Below are 25,023 nucleotides of genomic sequence, written 5' to 3'. Positions count from 1 at the left end.
ACGATGCAACTGTATAAATGACCTTCGGGTCACCTAGCCAACTGACGTTGTTAGTGGACCGAGTGTTCACAAACGTAAGCCAGTAGAACATTTACTACTGGCTGTTTTTTTGCCTGAAACACTCTCAATTCTTGTATTGAGGGGAACAATTCTTCGAATGAAAAGTGAGATTAGCTGTTGGTAATAAACTGCTTTCTTAGCTGCTCAATTTCATCACGCTTCTGTGCGGCCAATTCAAATTCTAGGTTCTGAGCATGCTGATACATCGCAGTTTCTAGCTTGCTGATCTCTTTATCAAGCTGTTGCGGTGTAAGTACTGCATAACTTTCAGAAGGCTCTGCAACCTTAGATAGAGGAACTTGCTTCGATTGGCGCTGCTGCTTCGACTTGGTTAGATCACCTAGCTCCATAATGTCTTTGATATTACGTTTCAACGCTTGCGGCGTGATGCCTTGCTCTTCATTGTAGGCTTGCTGCTTCTCGCGACGACGATCGGTTTCATCAATCGCTTTTCTCATCGACTTAGTAATCGAATCACCATAAAGGATCGCTCGACCTTCCAAGTTACGCGCAGCACGACCAATGGTTTGAATCAGAGAACGCTCAGAACGTAAGAAACCCTCTTTATCAGCATCAAGAATCGCCACCAGCGATACTTCCGGCATATCCAGACCTTCTCGAAGTAAGTTAATGCCCACTAACACGTCGAACTCGCCCAAACGTAGGTCTCGAATGATCTCTACACGCTCCACGGTATCGATATCTGAGTGCAAGTAACGAACCTTAACACCATGCTCACTAAGGTATTCGGTTAAGTCTTCTGCCATTCGTTTAGTCAACGTAGTGACCAATACGCGCTCTTCTTTCACTGAACGGATTCTGATTTCAGACAGCAAGTCATCCACCTGAGTCGCGACAGGTCTTACTTCGATGATTGGGTCTAACAGACCAGTAGGACGCACCACTTGATCAGCAATCTCACCATCTGATTTCTCAATCTCATAATTACCCGGCGTGGCCGACACAAAAATGGTTTGTGGCGCGATCGATTCGAACTCTTCAAATTTCATCGGACGGTTATCCAACGCAGAAGGCAACCTAAAGCCAAACTCAACCAAAGTTTCTTTACGAGAGCGGTCACCTTTATACATGGCGCCAATTTGCGGCACAGTTACATGTGACTCATCGATGATCAGCAAACCATCATCAGGCAGGTAATCAAATAACGTTGGAGGCGCTTCCCCTTCCGCACGGCCGCTCAAGTATCGTGAATAGTTTTCGATACCGGAACAGAAACCCAACTCCGTCATCATCTCGATATCAAACTGAGTTCTTTGAGAAATACGCTGTTCTTCGAGAAGCTTGTTGTTGTCTTTTAAATATTGAGCCCTATCGCGCAACTCATCCTTAATCTTCTCAATCGCCTCAAGGATCTTCTCTCTTGGGGTGACATAGTGAGTTTTTGGATAAACGGTAAAACGCGGTAAGTCTCTTTGTTTCACCGCACCAGTCAGAGGATCAAAAATACTAATACAGTCCACTTCGTCATCGAACATTTCAATTCGAACCGCATCTTGGTCAGATTCTGCTGGGAAGATATCAATCACCTCACCACGAACACGGAACTGACCACGTTCAAATGCGACATCGTTTCTCGAATATTGCAGCTCAGCCAAGCGGCGTAGGATGTCTCGCTGATCCATCACCTCACCACGACTCAAATGAAGCATCATCTTCAAATAAGACTTAGGATCACCAAGACCGTAGATAGCCGATACAGACGCAACAATAATGGCATCTTTTCTTTCTAACAAAGCTTTGGTAGCTGAAAGTCTCATTTGCTCAATATGAGCATTTATCGACGCATCTTTCTCGATAAAGGTATCCGTGGTTGGAACGTAGGCTTCCGGTTGGTAATAATCGTAGTAAGAAACAAAGTACTCAACGGAGTTATTCGGAAAGAAAGATTTCATCTCGCCATAAAGTTGAGCTGCCAACGTTTTGTTAGGCGCTAACAAGATTGCTGGTCTTTGAGATTGAGAAATGACGTTGGCAAGAGTAAAGGTTTTACCAGAGCCCGTTACCCCTAATAGAGTTTGATGTGCCAAACCAGAATCTAATCCATCTAGTAATCTGGTTATCGCTGTCGGCTGGTCACCGGACGGGCTATAGTCCGATACCAAGTCAAAGAGTTTACTCATAGGTCGCCATTTCCATACTGTTTTTATAATCAGGTCATTGTCACTCTAGGAGGAGTGTAGTTGCAACTATTATCTAGAGAAATGCTTCTTAAGATTAGATATCAGTGATAGCTTTTACTTTTAGAACTTGGTATTATCCGTGCCCTTGCAAGATCTCTTCAGCTAAATCACTCAATTTTTAATCCACTACTTTTCCCCAAAAAATCTAAAAATAGCACTTGTTTTACTGTATATTTTATAATCGTCAAAAGTTATACAATAGTGATATTTTGATACAAATCTTTTAAATACATTACCTTACCTCAAATTTTTATATTCCCAGATTTATCCCAATTATTGTTGTTAAAGTTTCACACACACACTTATCCACAATTTTGGTGGATAACTAAAGAAAGGCTAAATCCGGTAAGGCGTCCAAGAAAGTAAAGTTTTTTATATTATTTTTTTCTGCTATTTTTTATTGACAGAAATTCGGACTATTATTAGAATTCGCGTCGCTAACAAGCAATTCCCCTTTAGTTCAGTTGGTAGAACGGCGGACTGTTAATCCGTATGTCGCAAGTTCAAGTCTTGCAAGGGGAGCCAAATTCAGAAAAAAGCTCAATCGAAAGATTGGGCTTTTTTCGTATATAACTGCGACTAACTTGTTCCAAGTTAATATCACACCCGAATCGTCGGACCGTGCTACCCGCCCGCGTTTAAGTCTCGACAAGGGGGCCAAATTTAAAGAAGCCGCATCACTCGATGCGGCTTTTTGCGTTTTAACGTACTCACTTTCCTAAAAGCCCTCCGAGCAACAGCCCTGAGTTAGCAACAATCAATTGACTCAAAAGTTCGCTATTTACTTCAACCAATTTCGACCTTTTGGCCGAAAACAAAAGTGAAATCACTGAGTACTCAAATGATCAGACAAAGATCATTGTGATATACCGCTGCACGCTCACACCATCAAAATCTATGTCTATACTTACTGCAGCTTTGGTAATCAATCGATTACCTGATGTTTTTTTCACCAAGTGTCTAAATCCCTAGTGATCCTTGGTTGTTATTAGGTGAGCAAAACAGGATAATATCGGGATCGGAATCTCAAGAATTAATCCATTATGACCGAATACCTTTTGTTGTTGGTTGGCACAGTGCTAGTCAATAACTTTGTGCTAGTGAAGTTTTTAGGGCTATGTCCATTTATGGGCGTCTCCAAGAAGTTGGAGACTGCTATTGGCATGGGCCTCGCGACGACTTTCGTTCTAACGTTAGCGTCGGTATCTGCATACCTAGTAGAAACCTACATCCTTACCCCTCTGGGTATTGAATACCTGCGTACCATGAGTTTCATCTTGGTTATCGCGGTGGTTGTTCAATTTACGGAAATGGTCGTTCACAAAACCAGCCCGACTCTATATCGCCTGTTGGGTATCTTCCTGCCTCTTATCACCACCAACTGCGCGGTGTTAGGTGTGGCACTTTTGAACATCAATGAAAACCACAACTTCATTCAGTCGATCATCTATGGTTTCGGCGCGGCTGTTGGTTTCTCTCTTGTTCTGATCCTATTTGCTGCGATGCGTGAGCGTATTGCGGTTGCTGATGTTCCTATGCCATTCAAAGGTGCATCGATTGCGATGATCACAGCAGGCCTAATGTCTCTGGCATTTATGGGCTTTACTGGGTTGGTGAAATAAGCATGAGCACCATCTTAATTGCAATCATTGCACTCGCCGTTTTAGCCGCCGTTTTTGGCGCTATCTTAGGCTTTGCTTCTATCCGCTTTAAAGTAGAAGCCGATCCGATCGTTGATCAAATCGACACTATATTGCCGCAAACTCAGTGTGGCCAGTGTGGCTACCCAGGTTGTCGCCCATACGCAGAGGCGATCGCTAACGGAGATAAGATCAACAAATGTCCTCCCGGCGGCCAAGCAACCATTGAGAAGCTTGCAGATTTAATGGGCGTAGAAGTTGAAGACTCCGCTCATGACTTAGATAACAAAGTAAAAACCGTTGCCTTCATTCACGAAGATATGTGTATCGGCTGTACTAAATGTATTCAAGCCTGCCCTGTTGATGCCATTGTTGGTGGCACCAAGGCACTTCACACAGTAATCAAAGATGAATGTACAGGTTGTGATCTATGTGTCGCACCGTGCCCTACTGACTGTATCGAAATGATTCCAGTGGCAACAACGACTGAAAATTGGAAATGGCAGATGAACATCATTCCTGTTACTGATATCACTAACCAAGCAACTGATGCGACCGCGTCAGAGCCTAAGGCATAGGGTTAGTATGATCTCTTTAATTGAACAAATTCGCACGGGCTCTATTTGGAACTTCCCGGGCGGTGTGCACCCTGCTGAAAACAAGAAACAGTCGAATACTACTGATATCGTGCATGCAAGGCTCCCAGAAGAAATCGTTCTTCCAGTGAAACAGCACATCGGTAAGCCTGGTAACTTATTGGTTGCTGTCGGTGATGCCGTACTCAAAGGTCAACAACTGACGGCCTTAGAGACTGGTTTTACTTTGCCAGTACATGCACCAACATCGGGTGTGATTACCGCTATCGAACCACGAACCACCGCTCACCCTTCTGGCTTGAGCGACGTGTGCGTGGTTATTAAACCTGATGGCTTAGACGCTTGGATTGAAAAAAATCCAGTTGAAGATTTCTCGACAAAGACTTCTGACGAACTGCTTGATGTGATTCGCCAAGCTGGTATTTCAGGCATGGGCGGCGCAGGCTTCCCTACGGCTAAGAAACTTCAATCAGGCTTAGGTCGTACCGACATTTTGATCGTCAATGCTGCGGAATGTGAACCTTACATCACCTCTGATGACAAGTTGCTGCAAGAGCATGCCGACGAAGTATTAAAAGGCATCGAAGTGGTTGAACACATTCTTCAACCAAAGCTGACGGTTATCGGCATTGAAGACAACAAACCAGACGCGATAAAAGCACTTGAGATTGCAGCGAAAGACAAAGATATCGTCATTCGTGTTATCCCAACTAAATACCCTTCAGGTGGTGAGAAACAGCTGATAAAGATCCTTACTAATAAAGAGGTTCCGGCTGGCGGCATCCCTGCAGACATTGGTGTTTTGGTTCAGAACGTCGGCTCTCTTTACTCGATTAAGCGAGCGGTAATTGACGGCGAACCTGTGGTTAACCGCGTTGTGACATTAACCGGTAAAACCTTTAAGCAACCTCGTAATGTTTGGGCGCTATTAGGTACACCAGTACACGAGTTACTTGAAGAGTTTGGCTACAAAGCCGATAAAAAACTGCCGCGTTTGATTTTGGGTGGCCCTATGATGGGCTTCACCTTGCCACATGCCAATGTGCCAATCACTAAAACGTCGAACTGTATTTTAGCGCCAACGCGTCGTGAGATCTCTCCAAGCACTTACGAGATGGAATGTATTCGTTGTAGCGCGTGTGCCGAGGCTTGCCCCGCATCACTTCTTCCTCAACAACTGCAATGGCATGCGAAAGCCAACGAGTTGGATAAGTGTGAAGAACTGAATATTAAAGACTGTATTGAATGCGGTGCTTGTGCATTTGTCTGCCCAAGTGAAATTCCTCTTGTTCAGTACTACCGCCAAGCAAAAGCTGAGATCAAAACTCGAAAAGATGAAGCCGCTGCAGCAGAGCGCGCCAAGATTCGTTTCGAAGAGAAAAACGCTCGTATGGAGCGTGACAAAGCAGAACGTGAAAACCGCTTCAAAAAAGCCGCTGATAACCGTCGTAAAGACATGAAATCAGCCGACGGTGATGATGCGATTGCAGCTGCGATTGCTCGCGTTAAAGCGCAAAAAGCCGCGGCAGACCAAGCTCCTAATGCGGAACCAGCGGTGAAACCTGCGGTTGCGGCTGCGATTGCCAAGGCAAAAGCAAAACAAGCTGCGGCTCAGAAAGCGGACAGCGCTGAACCAGACAATTCTGAAATGTCGAAACTGCGTGAAGAACGTAAACGACAAGCTCGAGAGCGCAAGGCACAACAAGCAGCAACTGATGCTCCTGCAGAAAGCTCTGGTGATGGCAAAAAAGACGCTGTTGCTGCAGCTATCGCTCGTGCTAAAGCGAAGAAAGCTCAACAAGCAGAATCTGCTTCTGACGCTCCGGCTGAAAGTACTGGCGATGCTAAGAAAGATGCTGTCGCTGCCGCTATTGCTCGTGCTAAAGCCAAGAAGGCTCAGCAGGCAGAATCTGCTTCTGAAGCTCCGGTTGAAAAATCAGGTGACGCTAAGAAAGATGCAGTCGCTGCCGCTATTGCTCGCGCTAAAGCCAAGAAAGCACAACAAGCGGAGTCAGCTACTCAACCCGAAAGTGAAGCTCCAGCTGAAAGCTCTGGCGACGCGAAGAAAGACGCCGTTGCTGCTGCTATTGCTCGTGCTAAAGCGAAGAAAGCTCAACAAGCAGAATCAGCTACTCAAACCGCAAGTGAAGCTCCGGCTGAAAGTACTGGCGACGCTAAGAAAGATGCTGTTGCTGCAGCTATCGCTCGCGCTAAAGCCAAGAAAGCACAACAAGCAGAATCAGCTGCTCAAACCGAAAGTGAAGCTCCAGCTAAAAGCTCTGGTGACGCTAAGAAAGATGCCGTCGCTGCAGCCATCGCTCGCGCTAAAGCAAAGAAAGCTCAACAAGCTGAAGCCGTTACTCAAACCGAAAGTGAAGCTCCGGTTGAAAGCTCAGGCGATGCTAAGAAAGATGCAGTCGCTGCCGCTATCGCTCGTGCTAAAGCGAAGAAAGCTCAACAAACAGAGTCAGCTTCTCAAGCTCCGGTTGAAAGTACTGGCGATGCTAAGAAAGACGCGGTTGCTGCAGCAATAGCTCGCGCTAAAGCGAAAAAAGCGCAGCAAGCGAAACAAGACGAGTCAGAAGAAACGCCTGAACCTGTAGTTGAACTTGAGGCAGAGACTCAACAAGAATCAGTCGACCCTAAAAAAGCGGCCGTTGCCGCAGCAATAGCTCGCGCTAAAGCGAAGAAAGCACAGCAAGTAAAACAGGCCGAGACAGAAGAAATACTTGAGCCTGTGACCGAAGTTAAGACTGAAACTCAACAAGAACCAGTCGACCCTAAAAAAGCAGCGGTTGCTGCAGCGATTGCTCGTGCTAAAGCAAGAAAGGCGCAGCAAGAGCAAGACAAAAAGAATAATGAGGAGAAAGAGTAGTGGCCTTCTTTATCGCCAGCTCACCGCACGCGCACAATCGTAGAAGCACCCCAGATCTGATGAAATGGGTGGCTATTTGTGCATTGCCAGGTCTACTAGCTCAAACCTACTTCTTTGGATGGGGTACGCTCATCCAGTTAGTATTTGCTATTGCACTTGCTGTTACCTTTGAAGCCGCTGTAATGCTGCTAAGAAAACGTCCGCCAGTGATGGCATTGCGTGATTACAGTGCGGTTGTGACCGCTTGGCTACTCAGTGTCGCGATTCCCCCACACTCTCCATGGTGGATTCTCGTCATAGGTATGTTCTTCGCGATTGTCATCGCGAAGCACCTATATGGCGGTCTTGGGCAAAACCCATTTAACCCTGCGATGGTCGCTTACGTTGTTTTACTGATCTCATTCCCAGTTCAGATGACTAGCTGGAATGCTCCTACTAGCTTAACGGCTGAAGCAACGAGCTTTGTTGACTCCTTCTTGATGATCTTTACTGGTTTCAATAATGAAGGCTTGTCTTTACAACAAGCGCGTCTTGGTATTGATGGCACCACTATGGCGACGCCACTCGATGCCTTCAAAACCGCACTAACGGCAGGCAACACGGCTTCTGAAGCTCTGTCTCAACCTCAATTTAGCTGGTTAGCTGGTGTAGGTTGGGAATGGGTTAACCTTGCCTACCTAGTCGGCGGCTTGGTGCTCATCAAGCAACGCGTGATTCAGTGGCATATTCCGGTCGCTTTTATTGCTAGCCTTACGCTGTTTAGCCTAGTGTTCTTAGTGCTGACGCCAGGTGAAACCGCTTCTCCAACCATTCATCTATTGTCTGGCGCAACCATGCTTGGTGCATTCTTCATTGCAACCGATCCGGTTTCAGCCTCGACGACAGTAAAAGGTCGCTTGGTATTTGGTGCCATGATTGGCGGGTTAGTCTTTATTATCCGCAGTTGGGGTGGCTTCCCTGATGGCGTAGCGTTTGCTGTATTGTTAGCCAACATGTGTGTTCCACTTATTGACTACTATACCAAACCTCGTACATACGGCTATTAAGGAGCGGATACCATGCTAAATGCAATTAAGAAAAACGGCCTTGTACTCGCGATTTTTGCGTGTGCTTCGACAGGTTTGGTCGCGGTAACTCACTACCTGACCAAAGATCAGATTAAACAGCAAGAACAGGCTCAGTTACTGTCCGTGCTTAACCAAGTGATCCCGCACGATCTGCACGATAATGAACTGTTTTCAGCCTGTACTCTGGTTCAAGCCGAAGAGCTAGGCACTGAACAAGCGATGCCAGCTTACATTGCTAAACTCAATGGTGAGCCAAGTGCGATTGCGATCGAAGCGATTGCACCCGATGGCTACAACGGCGCGATTAAGGTCATTGTTGGGATGAAAATCGACGGTACCATTTTAGGTACTCGCGTTCTTTCCCACCAAGAAACACCGGGATTGGGTGATAAAATTGATCTTCGTGTGAGTGATTGGATTCTCTCATTTGCCGGTAAGCAAGTGACGGATTCTAATCTTGACCGTTGGAAGGTTCGTAAAGATGGTGGTGACTTTGACCAGTTCACTGGCGCAACCATTACGCCAAGAGCTGTCGTGAAGTCAGTGAAGCAAGCGGTGCAGTACGTTAACCAAAACAACCAAGCATTGCTTGCTCAACCTCTAAATTGTGGTGGTGAATAATGAGTGACCATAAAACACTAATTAAAAATGGCATGTGGGCCAATAACCCTGCCCTAGTGCAACTCCTTGGCTTATGTCCGCTGTTGGCTGTCTCTTCGACTGTGACTAACGCTCTTGGATTAGGTATCGCTACCTTGCTTGTATTAGTCGGGTCGAACGTGTCTGTTTCTCTAGTTCGAAACCATGTGCCAAAAGAAGTGCGTATTCCAGTATTCGTGATGATCATTGCTTCACTAGTAACCTGTGTTCAACTTCTGATGAACGCTTACGCATATGGCCTTTACCTCTCTTTGGGTATCTTTATCCCACTGATCGTAACCAACTGTATCATCATTGGCCGAGCTGAAGCCTTCGCGTCTAAAAATGAAGTGCTTCCTGCAGCACAAGATGGTTTCTGGATGGGCCTTGGCATGACATCGGTACTGGTTGTATTGGGTGCGATGCGCGAGGTTATTGGTAACGGCACCCTATTTGATGGCGCAGACCTGCTCCTTGGTGATTGGGCTTCGGTATTACGAATCCAAATATTCCAATTTGATAACAGCTTCTTGTTAGCCTTGCTACCACCCGGTGCCTTTATTGGTGTTGGTTTCTTGATTGCTTTGAAAAACATCATCGACAACCAAGCTAAATCTAGACAGCCAAAACAAGAAAAACCAGCTATTGAACGCGCTCGCGTTACCAATGCCTGATAAGTTACAGTAGCTTAAATCCTGCTGAGTAGCTCAACCGCTCAGCAGGTAAATAGATTGACCAAGCACACATAATAATGACGCTCATAAGAGCGCGTAACCGATGATAAAGCCTGAACCATTGCGGAACTTGTTATTTTAAAACGAGTAAGTTTGAAAGAACTTCGCCGGAACTCAAGCCCTAACTATTTGAAAGTAATGTCGCTATGAACAATGTAAAACGAGTAGAAATACTTGAGCGTTTAAGAGAAAACAATCCAAAGCCAGAAACCGAGCTTAACTGGAACAGCCCTTTCGAGTTGCTGATCGCAGTGCTCTTATCTGCGCAGGCAACCGATGTCAGTGTCAACAAAGCCACTGATAAGCTGTACCCTGTGGCTAATACTCCACAGGCTATTTTTGACCTAGGTGTCGACGGCCTAAAAGAGTACATCAAGACCATCGGCCTATTTAATTCGAAAGCAGAAAACACCATCAAAACGTGTCGTATGCTGCTTGACCTACATAATGGTGAAGTACCAGAAGATCGCGCTGCGTTAGAAGCCCTTCCAGGTGTAGGCCGCAAAACAGCAAACGTAGTGTTAAATACTGCATTCGGTTGGCCAACCATTGCCGTTGATACTCACATCTACCGTGTATCAAACCGCACCAAGTTAGCGATGGGTAAAACGGTCGACGATGTTGAAGCAAAGCTGCTCAAAGTCATTCCCAAAGAATTCAAACTGGATGTCCACCATTGGCTCATTCTTCATGGACGTTACACCTGTGTCGCGCGTAAACCACGCTGTGGCAGCTGTATCATTGAAGACTTGTGTGAGTTCAAAGAGAAAACGGACGTTTAGGATCATAAGCTGTTAGCCCTAAGCGAAAGAAGCTAACTTGCCTATTGGCTAAACAGCGCCGCGTTTTTCTAGCGGCATAAAACAGAATTACAAAAACGTATACATAGTTAAAGCTAGGAGCAAATCATGTCAAACGGTCGTATTTTACACACCATGCTACGCGTTGGTGATCTAGACAAGTCTATCGAGTTCTACACCAATGTAATGGGCATGCAGCTATTACGTAAGAACGAAAACAAAGAGTACGAATACACGCTGGCTTTCGTTGGCTTTGGTGACGAATCTCAAGGTGCTGTAATTGAGCTGACTTACAACTGGGGTACGACTGAATATGACCTTGGTTCTGCGTTTGGTCACGTTGCTATCGGTGTTGATGACATCTACACAACGTGTGATGCGATTAAAGCGGCAGGCGGTAATGTGACACGTGAAGCTGGCCCAGTAAAAGGCGGCTCTACACACATCGCATTCGTTAAAGATCCTGACGGCTACATGATTGAGCTTATTCAGAACAAACAAGCAAGTGCTGGTCTAGAAGGTTAACCCTTCGTAGCCTCTGCAATATTTGGCTATGGAATAAACACTATAAGCGAGCATAAAGCTCGCTTTTTTTGTAGCTCTATTAATAATCGATATTCTTTACTAATTATTACAACATTCTCACTGATGAAACTTTACATGATAATAATTATCATTTAAATTAAGTCCCCTATTGATTAGTGAGGTAACACAATGATTAGCGAATGGGAAAAACACACGTTACTTGCCGATACGGCATTGCAGCTCGACGATCCTGTACAAAGTATTCTTCACTATCAGCAAGCATTGAGTTTAAGCGAAAAAATTACTGAACGTACCGATATCCAAGCGGACGAGCGCTTACTTATCTCTGTGATTTCTTGTCACAACCTCGCTCAGTTTTGGCGATGGGCCGGCGATACTGAATATGAACTCAAGTATCTCCAATTGGCTTCAGAAAAAGTACTGACACTGATCCCGCAATGTCCCAATACGCAATGTTCAAGCTTCATTGACTCAATTGGTTGCTGTAAGAAAGCCCTTATCGATTTCATGAAACGCCATCCCAACCCTAAAATTGCTTCTATGGTGGAAAAGATCGATACCGCGACCAACTGTGAAATGATCGCCCGCTTCCGCTTGAACTAAACAAATTACGTTTAAACAACGACTCAAATTTAAAATATAAAAAAGCCCGTCATCAGTGAAGGCGGGCTTTGTCATTTCAAAACGAGCTATTGTTCAGATTACACCTGTGTGCGACCTAAAGAGATAACAACACGTCGGTTTTTGTCTTTACCAATTGGCGAGTTGTTGTCAGCAATTGGACGACGCTTACCATAACCTTGTACTTGAATACGGTCTTCTGGCAAGCCTAGAGATTTAAAGTACTCTCTTAATGATTCCGCTCTGCGCTCTGAAAGATTCTGGCTAATACCTTTGCTATCGACGGAATCGGTGTATGTAGCCACCAGCACAAGGTCGATGTCTTGGTTATAGCGAACATAGTCGGCAATCTGGCTGAGTCTCTTACGTGAAGACTTATTCAACTGATCGCTGTTACGATCGTAGTGCAAGATAGTAAAAGAGATATCTTCGAAGCTGTAAGGCAATAAGTTGGCGATACAGTCACTGAACACATTGTACTTCTCTTGGAATAATACCGATGATAGTGCAACTTCGATTCGCTGATCTCGGCTCTGCCACTCTTGATAGCTGAATGTCGGGTAACGCCCTTTCTCCAACTCACTCAAAATACCCCAAGCGGTTTGACCACCAACATAGCCATCAAATTGTTGGAAGAACTTAATGGTCGTCATGCGGTCAGCACTTTCGCCCGGACGCCAAGCTGGCGGCATAGAGATCAAGCTTACATTGCGTGTCGCACCCATTGGGCGACGCATTTTAAGCTCAAAATCCAAAATGATTTTTTTACTCGCGCGAGATGAAAACTCAGCATCACCGAAGTTGGGGATAGGGTGAACCAAGCGACATTCTAGTGGCGTGTTAGCCACCATCTCCCACGTCGACTGTAGAGGAGATGCTCCGTAACGCTTTTCTTGTGCCAATACCGATGACGACATAAGTAGCGAAAATAGCATTGAACCTGTTATGAGTTGTTTCTTCATAAAGTGGAGTATCTCTTAAGCAATTCGTTTAACAATGCAGCCAATTGCCGCATTTTTCCATCACGTTTGAATATGCAATTATCAAGCCGAAATAGGTCGGCTAATTTATGATTTATTGCCCTTCCCTAGTTTTTATCACTGCTATTATCTGCAATAATGCTGCCTTAATCACACATATTTGGGCTAACATGACTGTAGAAAACGAAGCTCTGACCCTTAAAAAACGCTTTCGTGGCTATTTCCCAGTGGTCATCGACGTGGAAACCGCAGGGTTTAACGCTGAAACCGATGCATTATTAGAAATCTGTGCCATTACACTAAGAATGGATGAGAACGGAGATCTGCACCCTGCATCAACGCTTCATTTTCACATTGAGCCTTTTGAAGGCGCAAATATAGAGCAGGCAGCATTAGACTTTAACGGAATTAAAGACCCATTTAGCCCATTACGTGGTGCTGTGTCGGAACAAGAAGCCCTTAAAGAAATCTACAAGCTTGTGAGAAAAGAACAAAAAGCTTCAGATTGCAATCGCGCAATCATGGTCGCTCACAATGCTACGTTCGATTTAAACTTCGTTAATGCAGCAAGTGAGCGTTGTAAGCTTAAACGCGTCCCTTTCCATCCATTTGCAACTTTTGACACCGCAGCCCTTAGTGGTCTTGCCTACGGTCAAACCGTTTTGGCTAAAGCTTGCCGCACTGCGGGGATGGAATTTGACAACAAAGAAGCACACTCTGCTTTGTATGATACGCAAAAAACCACAGAGTTATTTTGCGGCATAGTAAACAAATGGAAAGCCCTTGGTGGTTGGCCTCTTGTTGACGAAGAATAACAAATAGAGTCGGTAAACGTTCACTCGTATTGCCTTCATAAAAAACACAACATCCCGAGAATAATATGAATCCTGTTGTAATTTCAGTTTGCATCATGCTTGTTTTAGCTTTGATGCGCGTAAACGTTGTCGTGGCTCTCACGTTCAGCGCAATTATCGGTGGCGTAGCCTCTGGTATGAGTGTGAACGATGCTGTAGCAGCGTTCGAAAGTGGATTAGGTGGCGGTGCAACTATCGCACTTAGCTACGCAATGCTTGGTACCTTTGCTGTTGCTATCTCTCGTTCTGGTATCACAGATCTACTTGCTCAAAGCGTCATTAAGCGCATTCACGGCAAAGAGAACAGTGCGGCATCTAATGGTCTAAAATATGGCATCCTTGCGTCTTTGATCTTAGTGACCATGTCTTCGCAAAACGTGATTCCTGTGCATATCGCCTTCATCCCAATTTTAATCCCACCTCTATTAGGCGTATTCGCAAAAATGAACCTAGACCGTCGTCTGGTTGCGTGTGTACTTACTTTTGGCCTGATTACTCCGTATATGGTTCTACCTATCGGTTTTGGTGGCATCTTCCTAAACAACATCCTGCTTAAAAACCTTCACGACAACGGTCTTGAAAACGTAGTAGCAAGCCAAGTACCAATGGCGATGTTGTTACCGGCTGCAGGCATGATCTTTGGTCTTCTTACGGCAGTATTCTTTACTTACCGTAAGCCTCGCCAATACAAAGAAACGTCTCATACTGTTGTTTCAACCGAAGTGAAAGAGATCAACAAGAAGCACATCCTAGTGGCTGCTGCGGGTATTGTTGCTGCACTAACGGTTCAACTATCGACAGGTTCTATGATCATCGGTGCTTTGGCTGGTTTCATGGTATTCACCTTCGGTGGTGTAATCGCTTGGAAAGAGACACACGATGTCTTCACTAAGGGCGTTCACATGATGGCAATGATCGGTTTCATCATGATTGCAGCGGCAGGTTTTGCAGCGGTAATGAAGCAAACTGGTGGCGTTGAATCTTTGGTTGAAGCGCTTTCAACCAGCATCGGTGACAACAAGCCTCTAGCGGCACTGCTTATGCTAATTGTTGGTCTATTGGTAACTATGGGTATTGGTTCTTCGTTCTCTACGATTCCAATTCTTGCAACTATCTACGTTCCACTAGCAGCAGCATTTGGTTTCTCACCTATGGCAACGATCGCTCTAGTAGGTACAGCGGCAGCGCTTGGTGATGCTGGCTCTCCAGCTTCTGACTCAACCTTAGGTCCAACATCGGGTCTTAATGCTGATGGTCAACACGAGCACGTATGGGAAACCGTAGTACCGACGTTCCTACACTACAACATCCCACTGATCGTATTCGGTTGGATTGCAGCCATGGTTCTGTAGTTAAAGAGTCCTACGCTAACTTTTATAAAGACCGCCTCGTGCGGTCTTTTTTGTATATAGGGTCTGTTGACCTTTCGAGCTGATTTTTGCAGCGCTTTGTGGGAAATGGCTACAAGGCAGAGGCTTTGAAGTGTAGTTAGCCTACATGAGAAGCCGATAACGCAGTAGAAATGAACCACAAAGGCTGCCCGAAGGGTTCGGCTAGAATCGTTTTATGCTTTTATGCTTTGTTAAGAAGTATTTACTTAGAGTGACTAGGCTACATACTCCTTGCCGCGCCTAAAACGATTCTAGCCGAACAAAATTTAACCGCGAAAGGTCAACAGATCCTAACCTCTTTCCCCTTTTATTTCTAACTTTAGAAACACGCTAACCTTCTGAACCAACATTACTCCCTATACATTATTCCGTACGTATTGATGTGCAACTTATGGCTATTCATTGAATTCACTCCTACACTTAAGTGTTTAATAAATAAGCCGCTAATTCATAGACGACAAAGTGGCAAGGCTCAATACGTCAGAAGGCTACTATATGGATATACTCGCCCGATCGCGCTACCTCATCGTTGATGACAGCAGCGTCATTCAAAGTGCTACCCGCGCACTACTTATCAAGTTAGGCGTGCCTAACAACAATGTGATCAGCGCATCCAATGCACAAAACGCGATTGAGGCTTGTCGCGCACATCGATTCGACATCTTATTAATTGACCACGATTTAGGCTCAGGAAGCAATGGCTTGCAGTTGCTTGAGTTCTTGCAGCAAAAAGAATTAATCCGGCCACAAACGATCGTCTTTATCGTCACTGGCAATGACAGCCAAGATACCTTCTTTGGCTATGCTAACTTAGAACCCGATGGTTACTTGATTAAGCCAATACGTGCAGATGACATCATAAAAAGAGTCACATCCGCACTCTCTCGGCAGCAATACTTTTCGACATTAGAGCAGGCCTTTTTAAAGAATGGCCTCAATGCGGTAAAGCCACTCTTTGGCAAAGCCCCTGACCCGTCGACACTGAAAGATGCCATTATTTATATGGCGAATATTCTGATAAAAAACCAACAACTCGATGACGCACAAGCCATGTTGAATGGGCTTTTGCAGCTCCATGATTACCTGCCCGCTAAAGTTAAGCTCATTGAAATACATATCCTCAAGCAGCACTATCACGACGCACTCCGTCAAATCGATGGCCTAATAGAAAGCAACCCTCGCAATATCAAGCTTCAGCAACTTAAGGTCAAGATCTGTCTCAATACAAGTGATTTCGAATCCGCGAGCGAACTGATTGACCAAGTACTCACCGTGAACAGCAGTAATATTGAGTTAACCAACACCATGGTCTGGCTGCAGTTGCTAGATAAAAATGTCACACAAGCGACCCAACATCTCAAATCTCTCGCACAACTCATTCCTCACTCAATTTGGGATTCTACAGGTAAGCGAGCACTCATCTTATGGGCGGATAGTTTGGCGCTCACCCACGAAGAACTAACACTTTGGAAACCTGAAGCGACTTGGCAGAGGCTTTCTCACTCTGAAAAGTCTTACGCATTGAGCAAGCCGCTTCTAAAGCTTTGTCGTACCTTACAGCTGATTCAACTCGATCAACATGAGGTTGCGACAGAGTGTATTGAGAGTATTTCGATAAACGAGTTTTCAGGCAATGATGTCGACGCGTTCTTCTTGTTGGCGCTGTGTTATCAAGCCTTAGGATTACAAGACAAAGTCGTTCAAATAAAGCGCCAAATTGACGTTCATTTAAAAGCGGATCACACGAACCTTGCTCTACTTCAACGTATGGCATTGCAGCAAGCTGATAATTTTTCACTCCCCACACTAACTAAAGCCCCTTTGGCTGCCGTTAGTTAAGCATGGCGATACTCTAAAATCAGCAAGCAAACGACAGGATGTCTTTATGCAAAACAGCGCTTCAAAAATGAAAACGTGGTGTGTCGCCTTTTTATTGAGTTGTCTTTCACTGTTGATGTGGCCACTGCTCACCTTTGCCGAAAACACCCCACCAGGGAACACATCACCCGCTAGCTCCTTAGCAAGCAAAACAGAGAACTCATCGAAAGACCAAGTCATATTGCGGGTTGGTCTCCCTTCTTACGACATGGTCCCCTACAGCTATCAACATAAGACTCCCTCAGGCAACACTGTTTCTGAAGGGCTACTCATCAGTATGTTGGATCAGGTAGCGGTAAATGCAGGTTTCCAATATCAGATTAAGTTGTATTCAACATTTAGTGATGTACTGAGTGCATTCGAAAGAGGTGAATTAGATCTGTTAGTCGGTGTCTCTTCGACCAAGGACCGCCATAATTACATGACTTTTAGTGAGCCGATATTTTCCATAAGACGAGCGGTGATTACCCGAAATAGAAAAATAAACGATTTAGGTGCGTTGGCAACCGCCAACCTAGCATTGGAGAAAGGGTTTGCGCTCAATGATCTTCTTCCTAGCCTGCTTCCTGATAGTCAAATTACAACATTAGACAGTACGCAAGCGGCATTCACGGCAATTCAGGAGGATAGCGTGGATGCGTACATTGGCGATGCGCTTGCACTTTCTGCGTTATTACGAGAACAGCCTCGAGACTCACTCACACTATCAGTTCTTCCTGACCTTCCCGCAGATCACTTGCATTTCGCCGTCAAAAAAGGAAAGCACAGATTGCTTAGCCGAATCAATTTCGCTTTACAGGACATTAAGGAAGACTCACTACAATCTTTTTATAATCAATGGCTTGCTCCATCGCAACATTCGATGCTGCTGAACTATGGAACATTGAATTTAACCCAAGATGAAAAGAACTGGCTCGACAGCAACCCTTCCATCCCCGTAGGCACACACTCCAATTGGTACCCTTACGACTTTACCAATGAGCAACAGCAACACTCAGGCTTATCTGCTGACATCTTAAACCTAATAAGTAATGTGCTTGGCGTATCATTCGAAAGTACCACTTACCTAACACCAGAAGCGGCCGAGGTCGCGTTCAATAATGGTGAGACAATGGTGCTAACCAACATCACACCAAGCACAGATAAAGCCCGATACATGGACTTCACTCAAGCTTACAGTTTTGAACCTTGGGTGTTATTGAGTCGCTCTGATCGCTTCGGCAACTTTGCGCCAAGTGGCACCGCAGCTGTTGGTGTGATTGAAAATTCTGGAGGTTCAACGGTTCTACCTTCTCTCTGCCTTACTTGCCTAGCCGTCCCTTACATCAATCACGTCAGCGCTTTCCAAGCATTACAGAAAGACGACATCAGTTTCGCGCTTGCTTCACTTCATCATGCTGCACCTTTATTGCATCAAGACTATGTAGGACAATTCAAAATCACTGGCACCATTAATGAGCAAAACAGCGCACCACTAGCTCTCGCAGTGAACTTCCGCCACCCCATGCTGTTGAGTATTCTCAACAAAACCATTGGAGCACTGCCTGCCAATGAATTAGCGCGCTTGGAAAACAAATGGTTAACCTATGAATACCAAGAAGGCTTATCACCACGCGAAGTCGCTAAATGGTCGGTGATCATCGGGCTTGGGATCTTTGTGGTCATTTTCGTGATCGTATTTTGGAACCGAAAAATGGCGGCTGAAATCGAGCAGCGAAAGATCGCCGAGCAGAGAGCAAAAGCAGCAGAAGCCCACTTGCAAACGCTGGCCGACAACATTGATGGGGTCGTGCTTAAACATATTCAAACGCACCCTCGACAGCCTTTAGATATCCGGTTTAGCTTTGTCAGTGCAGGTGTAAGCGATATGTTCGGCTTATCCGTGGATAACGTAAAAGAGCACCCTCAACGTCTGTTTGATCTGATCGCAGAGGATGACTTGCCCCTGTTTGAAACCAGTATGCTCGAAGCTATTGAAACCGGGCATTGGGAAAATGAACAGCGAATGCAGTTAGAATCAGGTCAAACTAAATGGGTGAAATTTAATAGCCAAGTATCGAACAGCAAAACCATTGAGTGGAATACGGTGATAACAGACATCACCCTACTAAAAAAACAACAGCAAGCTTTAGACAACGCACGCCAAAAAGCAGAAAGTGCAACGGCTGCAAAGTCGCAATTCTTAGCGACCATTAGCCACGAGGTTCGCACCCCGATTAGTGGGATCTTAGGGCTGTTGGAATTAATGCAGGAACATCAGCTGAGTGAAGAGTTACTGAACTTACACGGTGGATTGAATCAGTCGGCTCGGAACTTACTGCACATCGTTAATGACGTACTCGATTACTCCAAGATTGAAGCAGGAAAACTGGATCTTAACCCGACCGAAATTGAGCTCGGCAAAGTACTTGCCCGTATCGTGCAACCGCAATCCATTCATGCACAGCAAAAAGGCTTAGCCTTCCACTATTGGCAAGACCCAAACCTCGCTCAGTGGTTGTTTGCAGACGATATACGACTCCATCAGATTCTAAACAATTTCCTTAACAATGCGATTAAGTTCACCGAACATGGCACTATTTCATTGCATATTGATGTGATTGAGCAGAACGAACATCAGCAGAAAATTAGCCTAACGGTTTCCGACACGGGCATCGGCATCCCGAAAGACAGACAACAAAGCTTATTCCAACCTTTTGAACAAGTCGACAAAACCACTAGCCGCCGTTTTGGTGGCACAGGGCTTGGACTATCTATCGCTTTGAAATTGATAGAACAGATGGATGGCAACATAGAACTGTCGAGTGAAGAAGGAAAAGGCAGCCACTTTACGGTTACCGTCACCCTCCCAACTTGTACCCCTGAACATGCAGTAAGCAACGCTTTGGCTCTACGACAAACGCTGATTTTCCCTTCAGAGGGTGAGAATTCTATTGAGCTAGACGTCGGTAATCACTCAAGCGAGGTATACGTCGTCGGCTACGTTCTGCAACAAGAAGAGCTGTGTCGATATCTGAAACACTTCGATCTTGAACCAAAAGTTCTGCACATTAATCAAAAGCACTTACTCAAAGAGATGGTCGTCAAACATCAGCCCAAACACATCTTTGTCGCGATGTCGGTTTGGCAACAACTGGCGATTAGCGATGCTTGGATTCAGCAGCATACGGGTTCAACACGCTTCACCGTAATCAACCAAAACCCAATGCTCTCACCAGAGCCTTTAGGTAACTCTTGGTGCTTGTCGGTAAATCCGCTGCTGCCCGATAACCTTGTTCATGTTTTAACGAAACCCGTCAGTCACAACAATCTACTCTCATCATTAGACAACGAAACCAAAGCGCCTATCGCCATCGAGACTCGCGAACAAGCCGAGAGTAATGGCCGACTGATTCTTGTTGCGGAAGACCACCCGATCAATCAGCAAGTCATCGCCAAGCAGCTTGAGAGTATTGGTGTCCACGCTGATATTTTCGATAACGGAGTGCTAGCGCTGAATGCTTTAAAAAATAAACGTTATGGTTTGCTTCTCACCGATTGCCATATGCCGGAGATGGACGGTTACACGCTTGCCTCAAGCATTCGTCAGATAGAACAACGCAATGAAGAACTAAATCAAGAAACTCAAAAGTTGCCTATCGTCGCGTTGACGGCGAATGCGGTTCAGGGTGAAGATGCCAACTGTTATGCACACGGCATGGATGATTTCCTAGTTAAACCTGTTTCCATTAAGCAAATGAAGCTGACCATTGAAAAATGGCTACCCGCAATCCACGATTTAGATCCGACGCTTGAAACCGATATTTCTGATGCAGAAAAGCCAGACTCGCAAAATCAGGACACAAGCTCTTCGTCAAACACTTTACCGGCAGCTCAAGAAACCAATGAGTTTTCGATGCTGTTCCAAGGTATTGAACAGAGCTTTGCGGAATCGGCAGAAAATAACAACTCAGAGACAATCGAAGATGTTGACCCCACTGTCCCTCAAGATTCACCCAACGAGACCAATAGCCCCATCATCGACTACACCGCACTCTACGATCTATTTGAAGATCACGATGTGGTGATGACCTTACTCGACGAGTTTGCCGCAAGTTTTATTGCAGATAATGAACAGATAAAAGCGCAGTGGGCTAATAAGGAATATAAGGGACTAAAAACCACATCACACCGACTCAAAGGTGCCGCTAAAATGGTGGCATGTGACGCGATTGCTTCTCCGCTCGCAATCATTGAAGCACAAGCAAACGGCCTAGTAACCGAAGCCACAGACTTAGATCAAGTCGAATCAGAAATTGAAGCATCAATCTCGGAAGCAACTAACACATTCGAACGGTTTACAGAGGAGATAAACCAACTACGTCAGACAAAAGAAAAGGCTTACTCTTATGAGTAAGCCTTAGAGGTTATTGCGTCAATACAGACAGCTCTCGCTGGATTATGCAGCGGGAGCGTTATTCACTAGAATTTCGCGAATAGACTTGAGTGTCGCTTCAGTTGAATGGTAATCCAATTCAACTTCACTAAAGATACCGTTTACCTCAAGCATTAAGGTTGGGTAAGAATGCACACCCATCGCTTCTTTAAAACCTAACTGGTCATCTAACTCGCTTTCCAATAGCTTACTAGAAAGGTCATTTTCAAACTGTTGTACATTCATCCCTAGCTCTTGAGCTAACTGCAAATGCGTTTCTTGGCTATGAGGCAGCATCGCACGAAGGTAGTAAGCGTGTTGGATCGCTTCAAGCATTGCTTCGTAGTGATCTTGAAAACCAGCAGCGATCACTGCACGACACGCTGGGTAAGTGCTGCGAACTGGTTGGCATTCCGTCCAAAACTCATGATTAAATTCCGTACCCAGCTTAGCTCCAATCTGCTTCCAAATCGCTTGAAGCTTGCCTTTCATCTCTTCTGACATCGGCTCTTCAGAATCCGGAGCCAAACCACCGACTACATAGCTAAACTCAATGCTCGCTGGCAATTGTTGTTTTAATAACTCAAGCGTTGGCTTGTAGCCCCAACACCAGCTGCACATTGGATCATGCACATAATGAAGTTTTACGTTCATTGTTCATTCCTTATCGAGTCTTTGTTGAACCATTCAAACGAAAAAAGGAGCCTAATTAAGGCCCCTTCCATTCAATATTTAAGCACCAAGGCCTAAAGCTTACTCAGCGTCGTCGCCAGCTACTTTAGCAGCGGCTTCTTTAACGATTGGCTGAAGCTCACCCTTTTGGAACATCTCAAGAATGATATCACAACCACCGATTAGCTCACCTTCAACCCAAAGTTGTGGGAACGTTGGCCATTGTGCGTAAGCTGGAAGCTCTGCACGGATATCAGGGTTTTGTAGGATATCTACGTAAGCAAATTTTTCACCACATGCCATTAGCGCTTGAGACGCTTGAGAAGAGAAACCACAGCTAGGTAGCTTAGGAGAACCTTTCATGTACAGTAGAATAGTGTTTTCTTCAATTTGCTGTTTGATTTTATCGATAGTTTCCATTGCTTCCTCGTTAATGGATTACGGCTTTCATTGCCTTTATTCTACCCCAAACCAAAAGAATAAAAACCATATAAAAAAAGAGGTTAACCAGTTAAGCTAACAATTCACACAAAAGTGATGAATTAAGCTTTTAATAAAGTAAAAACTTGCTAAACTATATCGCAAGTCAGCAAATTGACCGTGGTTGGCAATATAGCGAGCCATGAATAATAATATCACTGGAAGCAATCGAAAGAGTTAACTCTTTCATATCAATGGAGAATTGAGCAATGGCATTTGAACTACCGGCTCTTCCTTACGCGAAAGACGCGCTAGAACCACACATCTCAGCAGAAACGCTAGATTTCCACCACGGTAAGCACCACAACACTTACGTTGTTAAGCTAAACGGTCTTATCCCAGGTACTGAGTTTGAAGGAAAAACACTAGAAGAAATCGTTAAGACTTCTACTGGTGGTGTTTTCAATAACGCTGCTCAAATCTGGAACCACACGTTCTACTGGCACTGTCTTGCTCCTAAAGCAGGCGGCGAACCAACAGGCGCGGTTGCAGAAGCGATCAACGCTGCATTCGGTTCTTTCGAAGAATTCAAAGCGAAATTCACTGATTCAGCAATCAACAACTTCGGTTCTTCTTGGACTTGGTTAGTTAAGAAAGCTGACGGTTCTCTAGACATCGTTAACACTTCTAACGCTGCGACTCCTCTAACAGAAGAAGGTGTTACTCCACTTCTAACTGTTGACCTATGGGAACACGCTTACTACATCGATTTCCGCAATGTTCGCCCTGACTACATGGCTGCATTCTGGAACCTAGTAAACTGGTCTTTCGTAGAAGAGAACCTAGCTAAGTAATTATTACTTACGCTGCGCTATTTATAGCGAGTTATCTATTGAAAGCTCATGCCTCGGCGTGAGCTTTTTTGTATCTGTCGTATTCTAATCAATGCGAACATTGCGAAACGAACTAGCAGATCAAGCCTACTTTTCAACCTATTCTTACCTTTCTCAATCGCCCTACATAAATTCGTTATTTGCCTGTAATTAAACTCTAAAGTTTGCCAACTCCATGCCGTTAAAGGTGTATCCAATGAGAGGCAGCATGCAAATACATACTTTAGACAAAGCAGGAATCATCAACGAACTGAAGTTCGGCATCGGGATCAGCCAAGCGGTTGAGCAAGGTCGCCGTGCAGATTTTGCGTTGCTGTTATCTATGTTTTCTAATGATGTTCGCGACTGTACTCCCATCGACACTATTGACGTCACTGAAACGACTGAAGATCGCTTACGTAAGCAATTTGGCGTAGCAGAACCGCAACAACTGCGTTCAAACCAATCGTCGTATGAAATTTCAGCGCAACAATCGAATCACTTTCATCAAGCTAGCCTTGCCAGCGCCAAGCTAAGCCACTACTTGAAGCCTGAAGCACTTGCTTTCATGCCAGAAGATACAGCCGACTTCCCCGAAGAGGTTTACCAAAACCTTTCTGGTCATGACAGGCGTAAACTGGCAAGTAAACAGTTACCTGATTTACCAAATGCGACGCTCTACAACGAGCTGTCGACAGCTCAACGTCAATATCAGATTCAGGCGCAAGTATAGCCGCTGCCTAGCCGTCCTCTTTCTCACTCAATATTCACGACTATTCTTTGTTCGATCTTGCTTTTTGAATGATTGATGTAGGCAATATGAACCATCACCTTTGGTCATCATAAAAACCGGAGATGTCGGTTAACACTTGAAGTTACTGCAAAATGTGACCTGCCACAAAGTTCATAAAAAGTTATCAATGGGTACACCTTAGTTTGAGCCAATTCACACCCGCTGTATGAAATTTAACCCATCCTTATCCAACATGGACGATTTGCTTAGGTACTGGGATGGAAATAAAAAGCTCAATTATATTGGTAACATCTGCCGGCTCGCGATTGGGAGGAACGATTGCGAATCACTTTGTTAACCTTGGAGCCACTGTCATCCTTTGTGATAAAGACGCAAAAGCACTTCAGGCGACTTATTTACAATGTGCCCGCTTCTCCGACTCTGTTTACCATTACACGCTCGAAGGGAATGACAGCCAAGCTATCCTCAGCGTATTTGATTTTATTCAAGCCACCTTTAACACTACACCCGATGTTCTGGTCAACAATTGGATAAGTTCCCCAATGCCTAGTCTAATTGGCGATCAGCCTGTCAGTAGCTTTATCAATGATCTGTCTGCTATGGCATCGACCCTTTTCGCATTTGGGCAAATCAGTGCAGAGAGGTTACGAGAGCAAGACAAAGAAGGCGTAATTGTGAATGTGATATCTCACGATGACTTTCATGATGTGTCAGGCTTAGAGAGCGCAAACTCCATGATTACCGGCTTTACCCATAGCTGGGCGAAAGAACTGACGCCATTTGGTATTCGAGTCGGCGGTGTTGTCCCTGCCGTTCATAACTCCGAAGGCAAGCTCAATGGGTGTCACTGGGCACAACTGCAAGACGAACTGACCAGAACAATGGAATACATTGTATCTAATGATTACTTTAGCGGACGGGTTGTAGCTGCAGAGGTGTAAGCGTCTGCGGAGGTGTAAGCGTCTGCGGAGGTGTAAGCGTCTGCGGAGGTGTAAGCGTCTGCGGAGGA

At 45.1% G+C, this 25,023-nt stretch carries 20 protein-coding genes and 1 tRNA gene; 17 read left to right on the top strand and 4 right to left on the bottom strand.

The window, feature by feature from the left end; all coding sequences use genetic code 11:
• Positions 1–170: 170 nt before the first annotated feature.
• Complete coding sequence (gene uvrB / locus ACED59_RS05435) at positions 171–2,201, bottom strand: excinuclease ABC subunit UvrB (RefSeq protein WP_017063461.1); 2,031 nt, start codon at positions 2,199–2,201, stop codon at positions 171–173.
• Between the two features lie 509 nt (positions 2,202–2,710).
• Between uvrB and ACED59_RS05430 the strand changes: the two genes are divergently transcribed.
• The 10 genes from ACED59_RS05430 (at position 2,711) to ACED59_RS05385 (ending at position 11,761) form a co-directional block, all read left to right on the top strand.
• A tRNA-Asn gene (locus ACED59_RS05430) sits at positions 2,711–2,786 on the top strand.
• A gap of 518 nt (positions 2,787–3,304) precedes the next feature.
• Positions 3,305–3,883: an electron transport complex subunit RsxA gene (gene rsxA / locus ACED59_RS05425; RefSeq protein WP_004734039.1), complete on the top strand. Its 579-nt coding sequence runs from the start codon at positions 3,305–3,307 to the stop codon at positions 3,881–3,883.
• Between the two features lie 2 nt (positions 3,884–3,885).
• A complete protein-coding gene (rsxB, locus tag ACED59_RS05420; protein ID WP_004734040.1) occupies positions 3,886–4,479 on the top strand; it encodes an electron transport complex subunit RsxB in 594 nt (197 codons plus the stop codon).
• A 7-nt stretch (positions 4,480–4,486) separates the two neighbouring features.
• The gene (gene rsxC, locus ACED59_RS05415) at positions 4,487–7,372 is read left to right on the top strand and encodes an electron transport complex subunit RsxC (protein ID WP_371704889.1); all 2,886 of its coding nucleotides are present in this window, start codon (positions 4,487–4,489) and stop codon (positions 7,370–7,372) included.
• The gene (rsxD, locus tag ACED59_RS05410; RefSeq protein WP_017098009.1) at positions 7,372–8,418 is read left to right on the top strand and encodes an electron transport complex subunit RsxD; all 1,047 of its coding nucleotides are present in this window, start codon (positions 7,372–7,374) and stop codon (positions 8,416–8,418) included. Before rsxC ends, rsxD begins: the two co-directional genes overlap by 1 nt.
• A gap of 12 nt (positions 8,419–8,430) precedes the next feature.
• Entirely contained in the window at positions 8,431–9,060 is a 630-nt protein-coding gene (gene rsxG / locus ACED59_RS05405) for an electron transport complex subunit RsxG (protein WP_017098008.1), read from the top strand.
• Positions 9,060–9,752 carry an electron transport complex subunit E gene (locus tag ACED59_RS05400; RefSeq protein ID WP_017088559.1) on the top strand — a complete coding sequence of 231 codons (693 nt, stop codon included), beginning with the start codon at positions 9,060–9,062 and terminating at the stop codon, positions 9,750–9,752. Before rsxG ends, ACED59_RS05400 begins: the two co-directional genes overlap by 1 nt.
• A gap of 206 nt (positions 9,753–9,958) precedes the next feature.
• Positions 9,959–10,594: an endonuclease III gene (gene nth / locus ACED59_RS05395; RefSeq protein ID WP_010437137.1), complete on the top strand. Its 636-nt coding sequence runs from the start codon at positions 9,959–9,961 to the stop codon at positions 10,592–10,594.
• 126 nt (positions 10,595–10,720) lie between these two features.
• Positions 10,721–11,137, top strand: a complete 417-nt coding sequence (gene gloA, locus ACED59_RS05390) for a lactoylglutathione lyase (RefSeq protein ID WP_004734046.1) — start codon at positions 10,721–10,723, stop codon at positions 11,135–11,137.
• Positions 11,138–11,326: 189 nt separating this feature from the next.
• Positions 11,327–11,761, top strand: coding sequence for a DUF2753 domain-containing protein (locus ACED59_RS05385; protein ID WP_012603530.1), 435 nt, complete (start codon positions 11,327–11,329; stop codon positions 11,759–11,761).
• A gap of 98 nt (positions 11,762–11,859) precedes the next feature.
• Here the strand turns inward: ACED59_RS05385 and ACED59_RS05380 are convergent, their stop codons facing one another.
• Positions 11,860–12,741: an OmpA family protein gene (locus ACED59_RS05380; protein ID WP_012603529.1), complete on the bottom strand. Its 882-nt coding sequence runs from the start codon at positions 12,739–12,741 to the stop codon at positions 11,860–11,862.
• A gap of 188 nt (positions 12,742–12,929) precedes the next feature.
• On the opposite strand from ACED59_RS05380, the gene rnt reads away from it, so the two are divergent.
• The 4 genes from rnt (at position 12,930) to ACED59_RS05360 (ending at position 21,278) form a co-directional block, all read left to right on the top strand.
• Complete coding sequence (gene rnt / locus ACED59_RS05375) at positions 12,930–13,574, top strand: ribonuclease T (protein WP_029223957.1); 645 nt, start codon at positions 12,930–12,932, stop codon at positions 13,572–13,574.
• 65 nt (positions 13,575–13,639) lie between these two features.
• Positions 13,640–14,965, top strand: coding sequence for a Na+/H+ antiporter family protein (locus ACED59_RS05370; protein ID WP_012603527.1), 1,326 nt, complete (start codon positions 13,640–13,642; stop codon positions 14,963–14,965).
• 534 nt (positions 14,966–15,499) lie between these two features.
• Positions 15,500–16,843, top strand: coding sequence for a response regulator (locus ACED59_RS05365; protein ID WP_231847883.1), 1,344 nt, complete (start codon positions 15,500–15,502; stop codon positions 16,841–16,843).
• A gap of 46 nt (positions 16,844–16,889) precedes the next feature.
• On the top strand, positions 16,890–21,278 hold the full coding sequence (locus ACED59_RS05360) for a transporter substrate-binding domain-containing protein (RefSeq protein ID WP_017098214.1): 4,389 nt from the start codon (positions 16,890–16,892) through the stop codon (positions 21,276–21,278).
• A gap of 42 nt (positions 21,279–21,320) precedes the next feature.
• On the opposite strand, the gene ACED59_RS05355 is transcribed toward ACED59_RS05360, so the two are convergent.
• Positions 21,321–21,950 (bottom strand): DsbA family protein, encoded by a 630-nt coding sequence (locus ACED59_RS05355; RefSeq protein WP_371704890.1) that lies wholly within the window; start codon positions 21,948–21,950, stop codon positions 21,321–21,323.
• A gap of 99 nt (positions 21,951–22,049) precedes the next feature.
• On the bottom strand, positions 22,050–22,388 hold the full coding sequence (locus tag ACED59_RS05350; RefSeq protein WP_009848715.1) for a Grx4 family monothiol glutaredoxin: 339 nt from the start codon (positions 22,386–22,388) through the stop codon (positions 22,050–22,052).
• A gap of 269 nt (positions 22,389–22,657) precedes the next feature.
• On the opposite strand from ACED59_RS05350, the gene sodB reads away from it, so the two are divergent.
• The 3 genes from sodB (at position 22,658) to ACED59_RS05335 (ending at position 24,955) form a co-directional block, all read left to right on the top strand.
• Positions 22,658–23,242, top strand: coding sequence for a superoxide dismutase [Fe] (gene sodB, locus ACED59_RS05345; protein ID WP_004734050.1), 585 nt, complete (start codon positions 22,658–22,660; stop codon positions 23,240–23,242).
• 247 nt (positions 23,243–23,489) lie between these two features.
• A complete protein-coding gene (locus tag ACED59_RS05340; RefSeq protein WP_269146599.1) occupies positions 23,490–23,993 on the top strand; it encodes a VC2046/SO_2500 family protein in 504 nt (167 codons plus the stop codon).
• 278 nt (positions 23,994–24,271) lie between these two features.
• Entirely contained in the window at positions 24,272–24,955 is a 684-nt protein-coding gene (locus tag ACED59_RS05335; RefSeq protein ID WP_371704891.1) for an SDR family oxidoreductase, read from the top strand.
• The last annotated feature ends 68 nt before the right edge of the window (positions 24,956–25,023 follow it).

The sequence above is a fragment of the Vibrio sp. FF266 genome (genome assembly GCF_041439695.1).
GTDB classification, from domain to species: domain Bacteria; phylum Pseudomonadota; class Gammaproteobacteria; order Enterobacterales; family Vibrionaceae; genus Vibrio; species Vibrio tasmaniensis_A.
The sequence above is the reverse complement of the archived record's forward strand: the minus strand, read 5'-3'. Positions and strand labels throughout refer to the sequence as shown.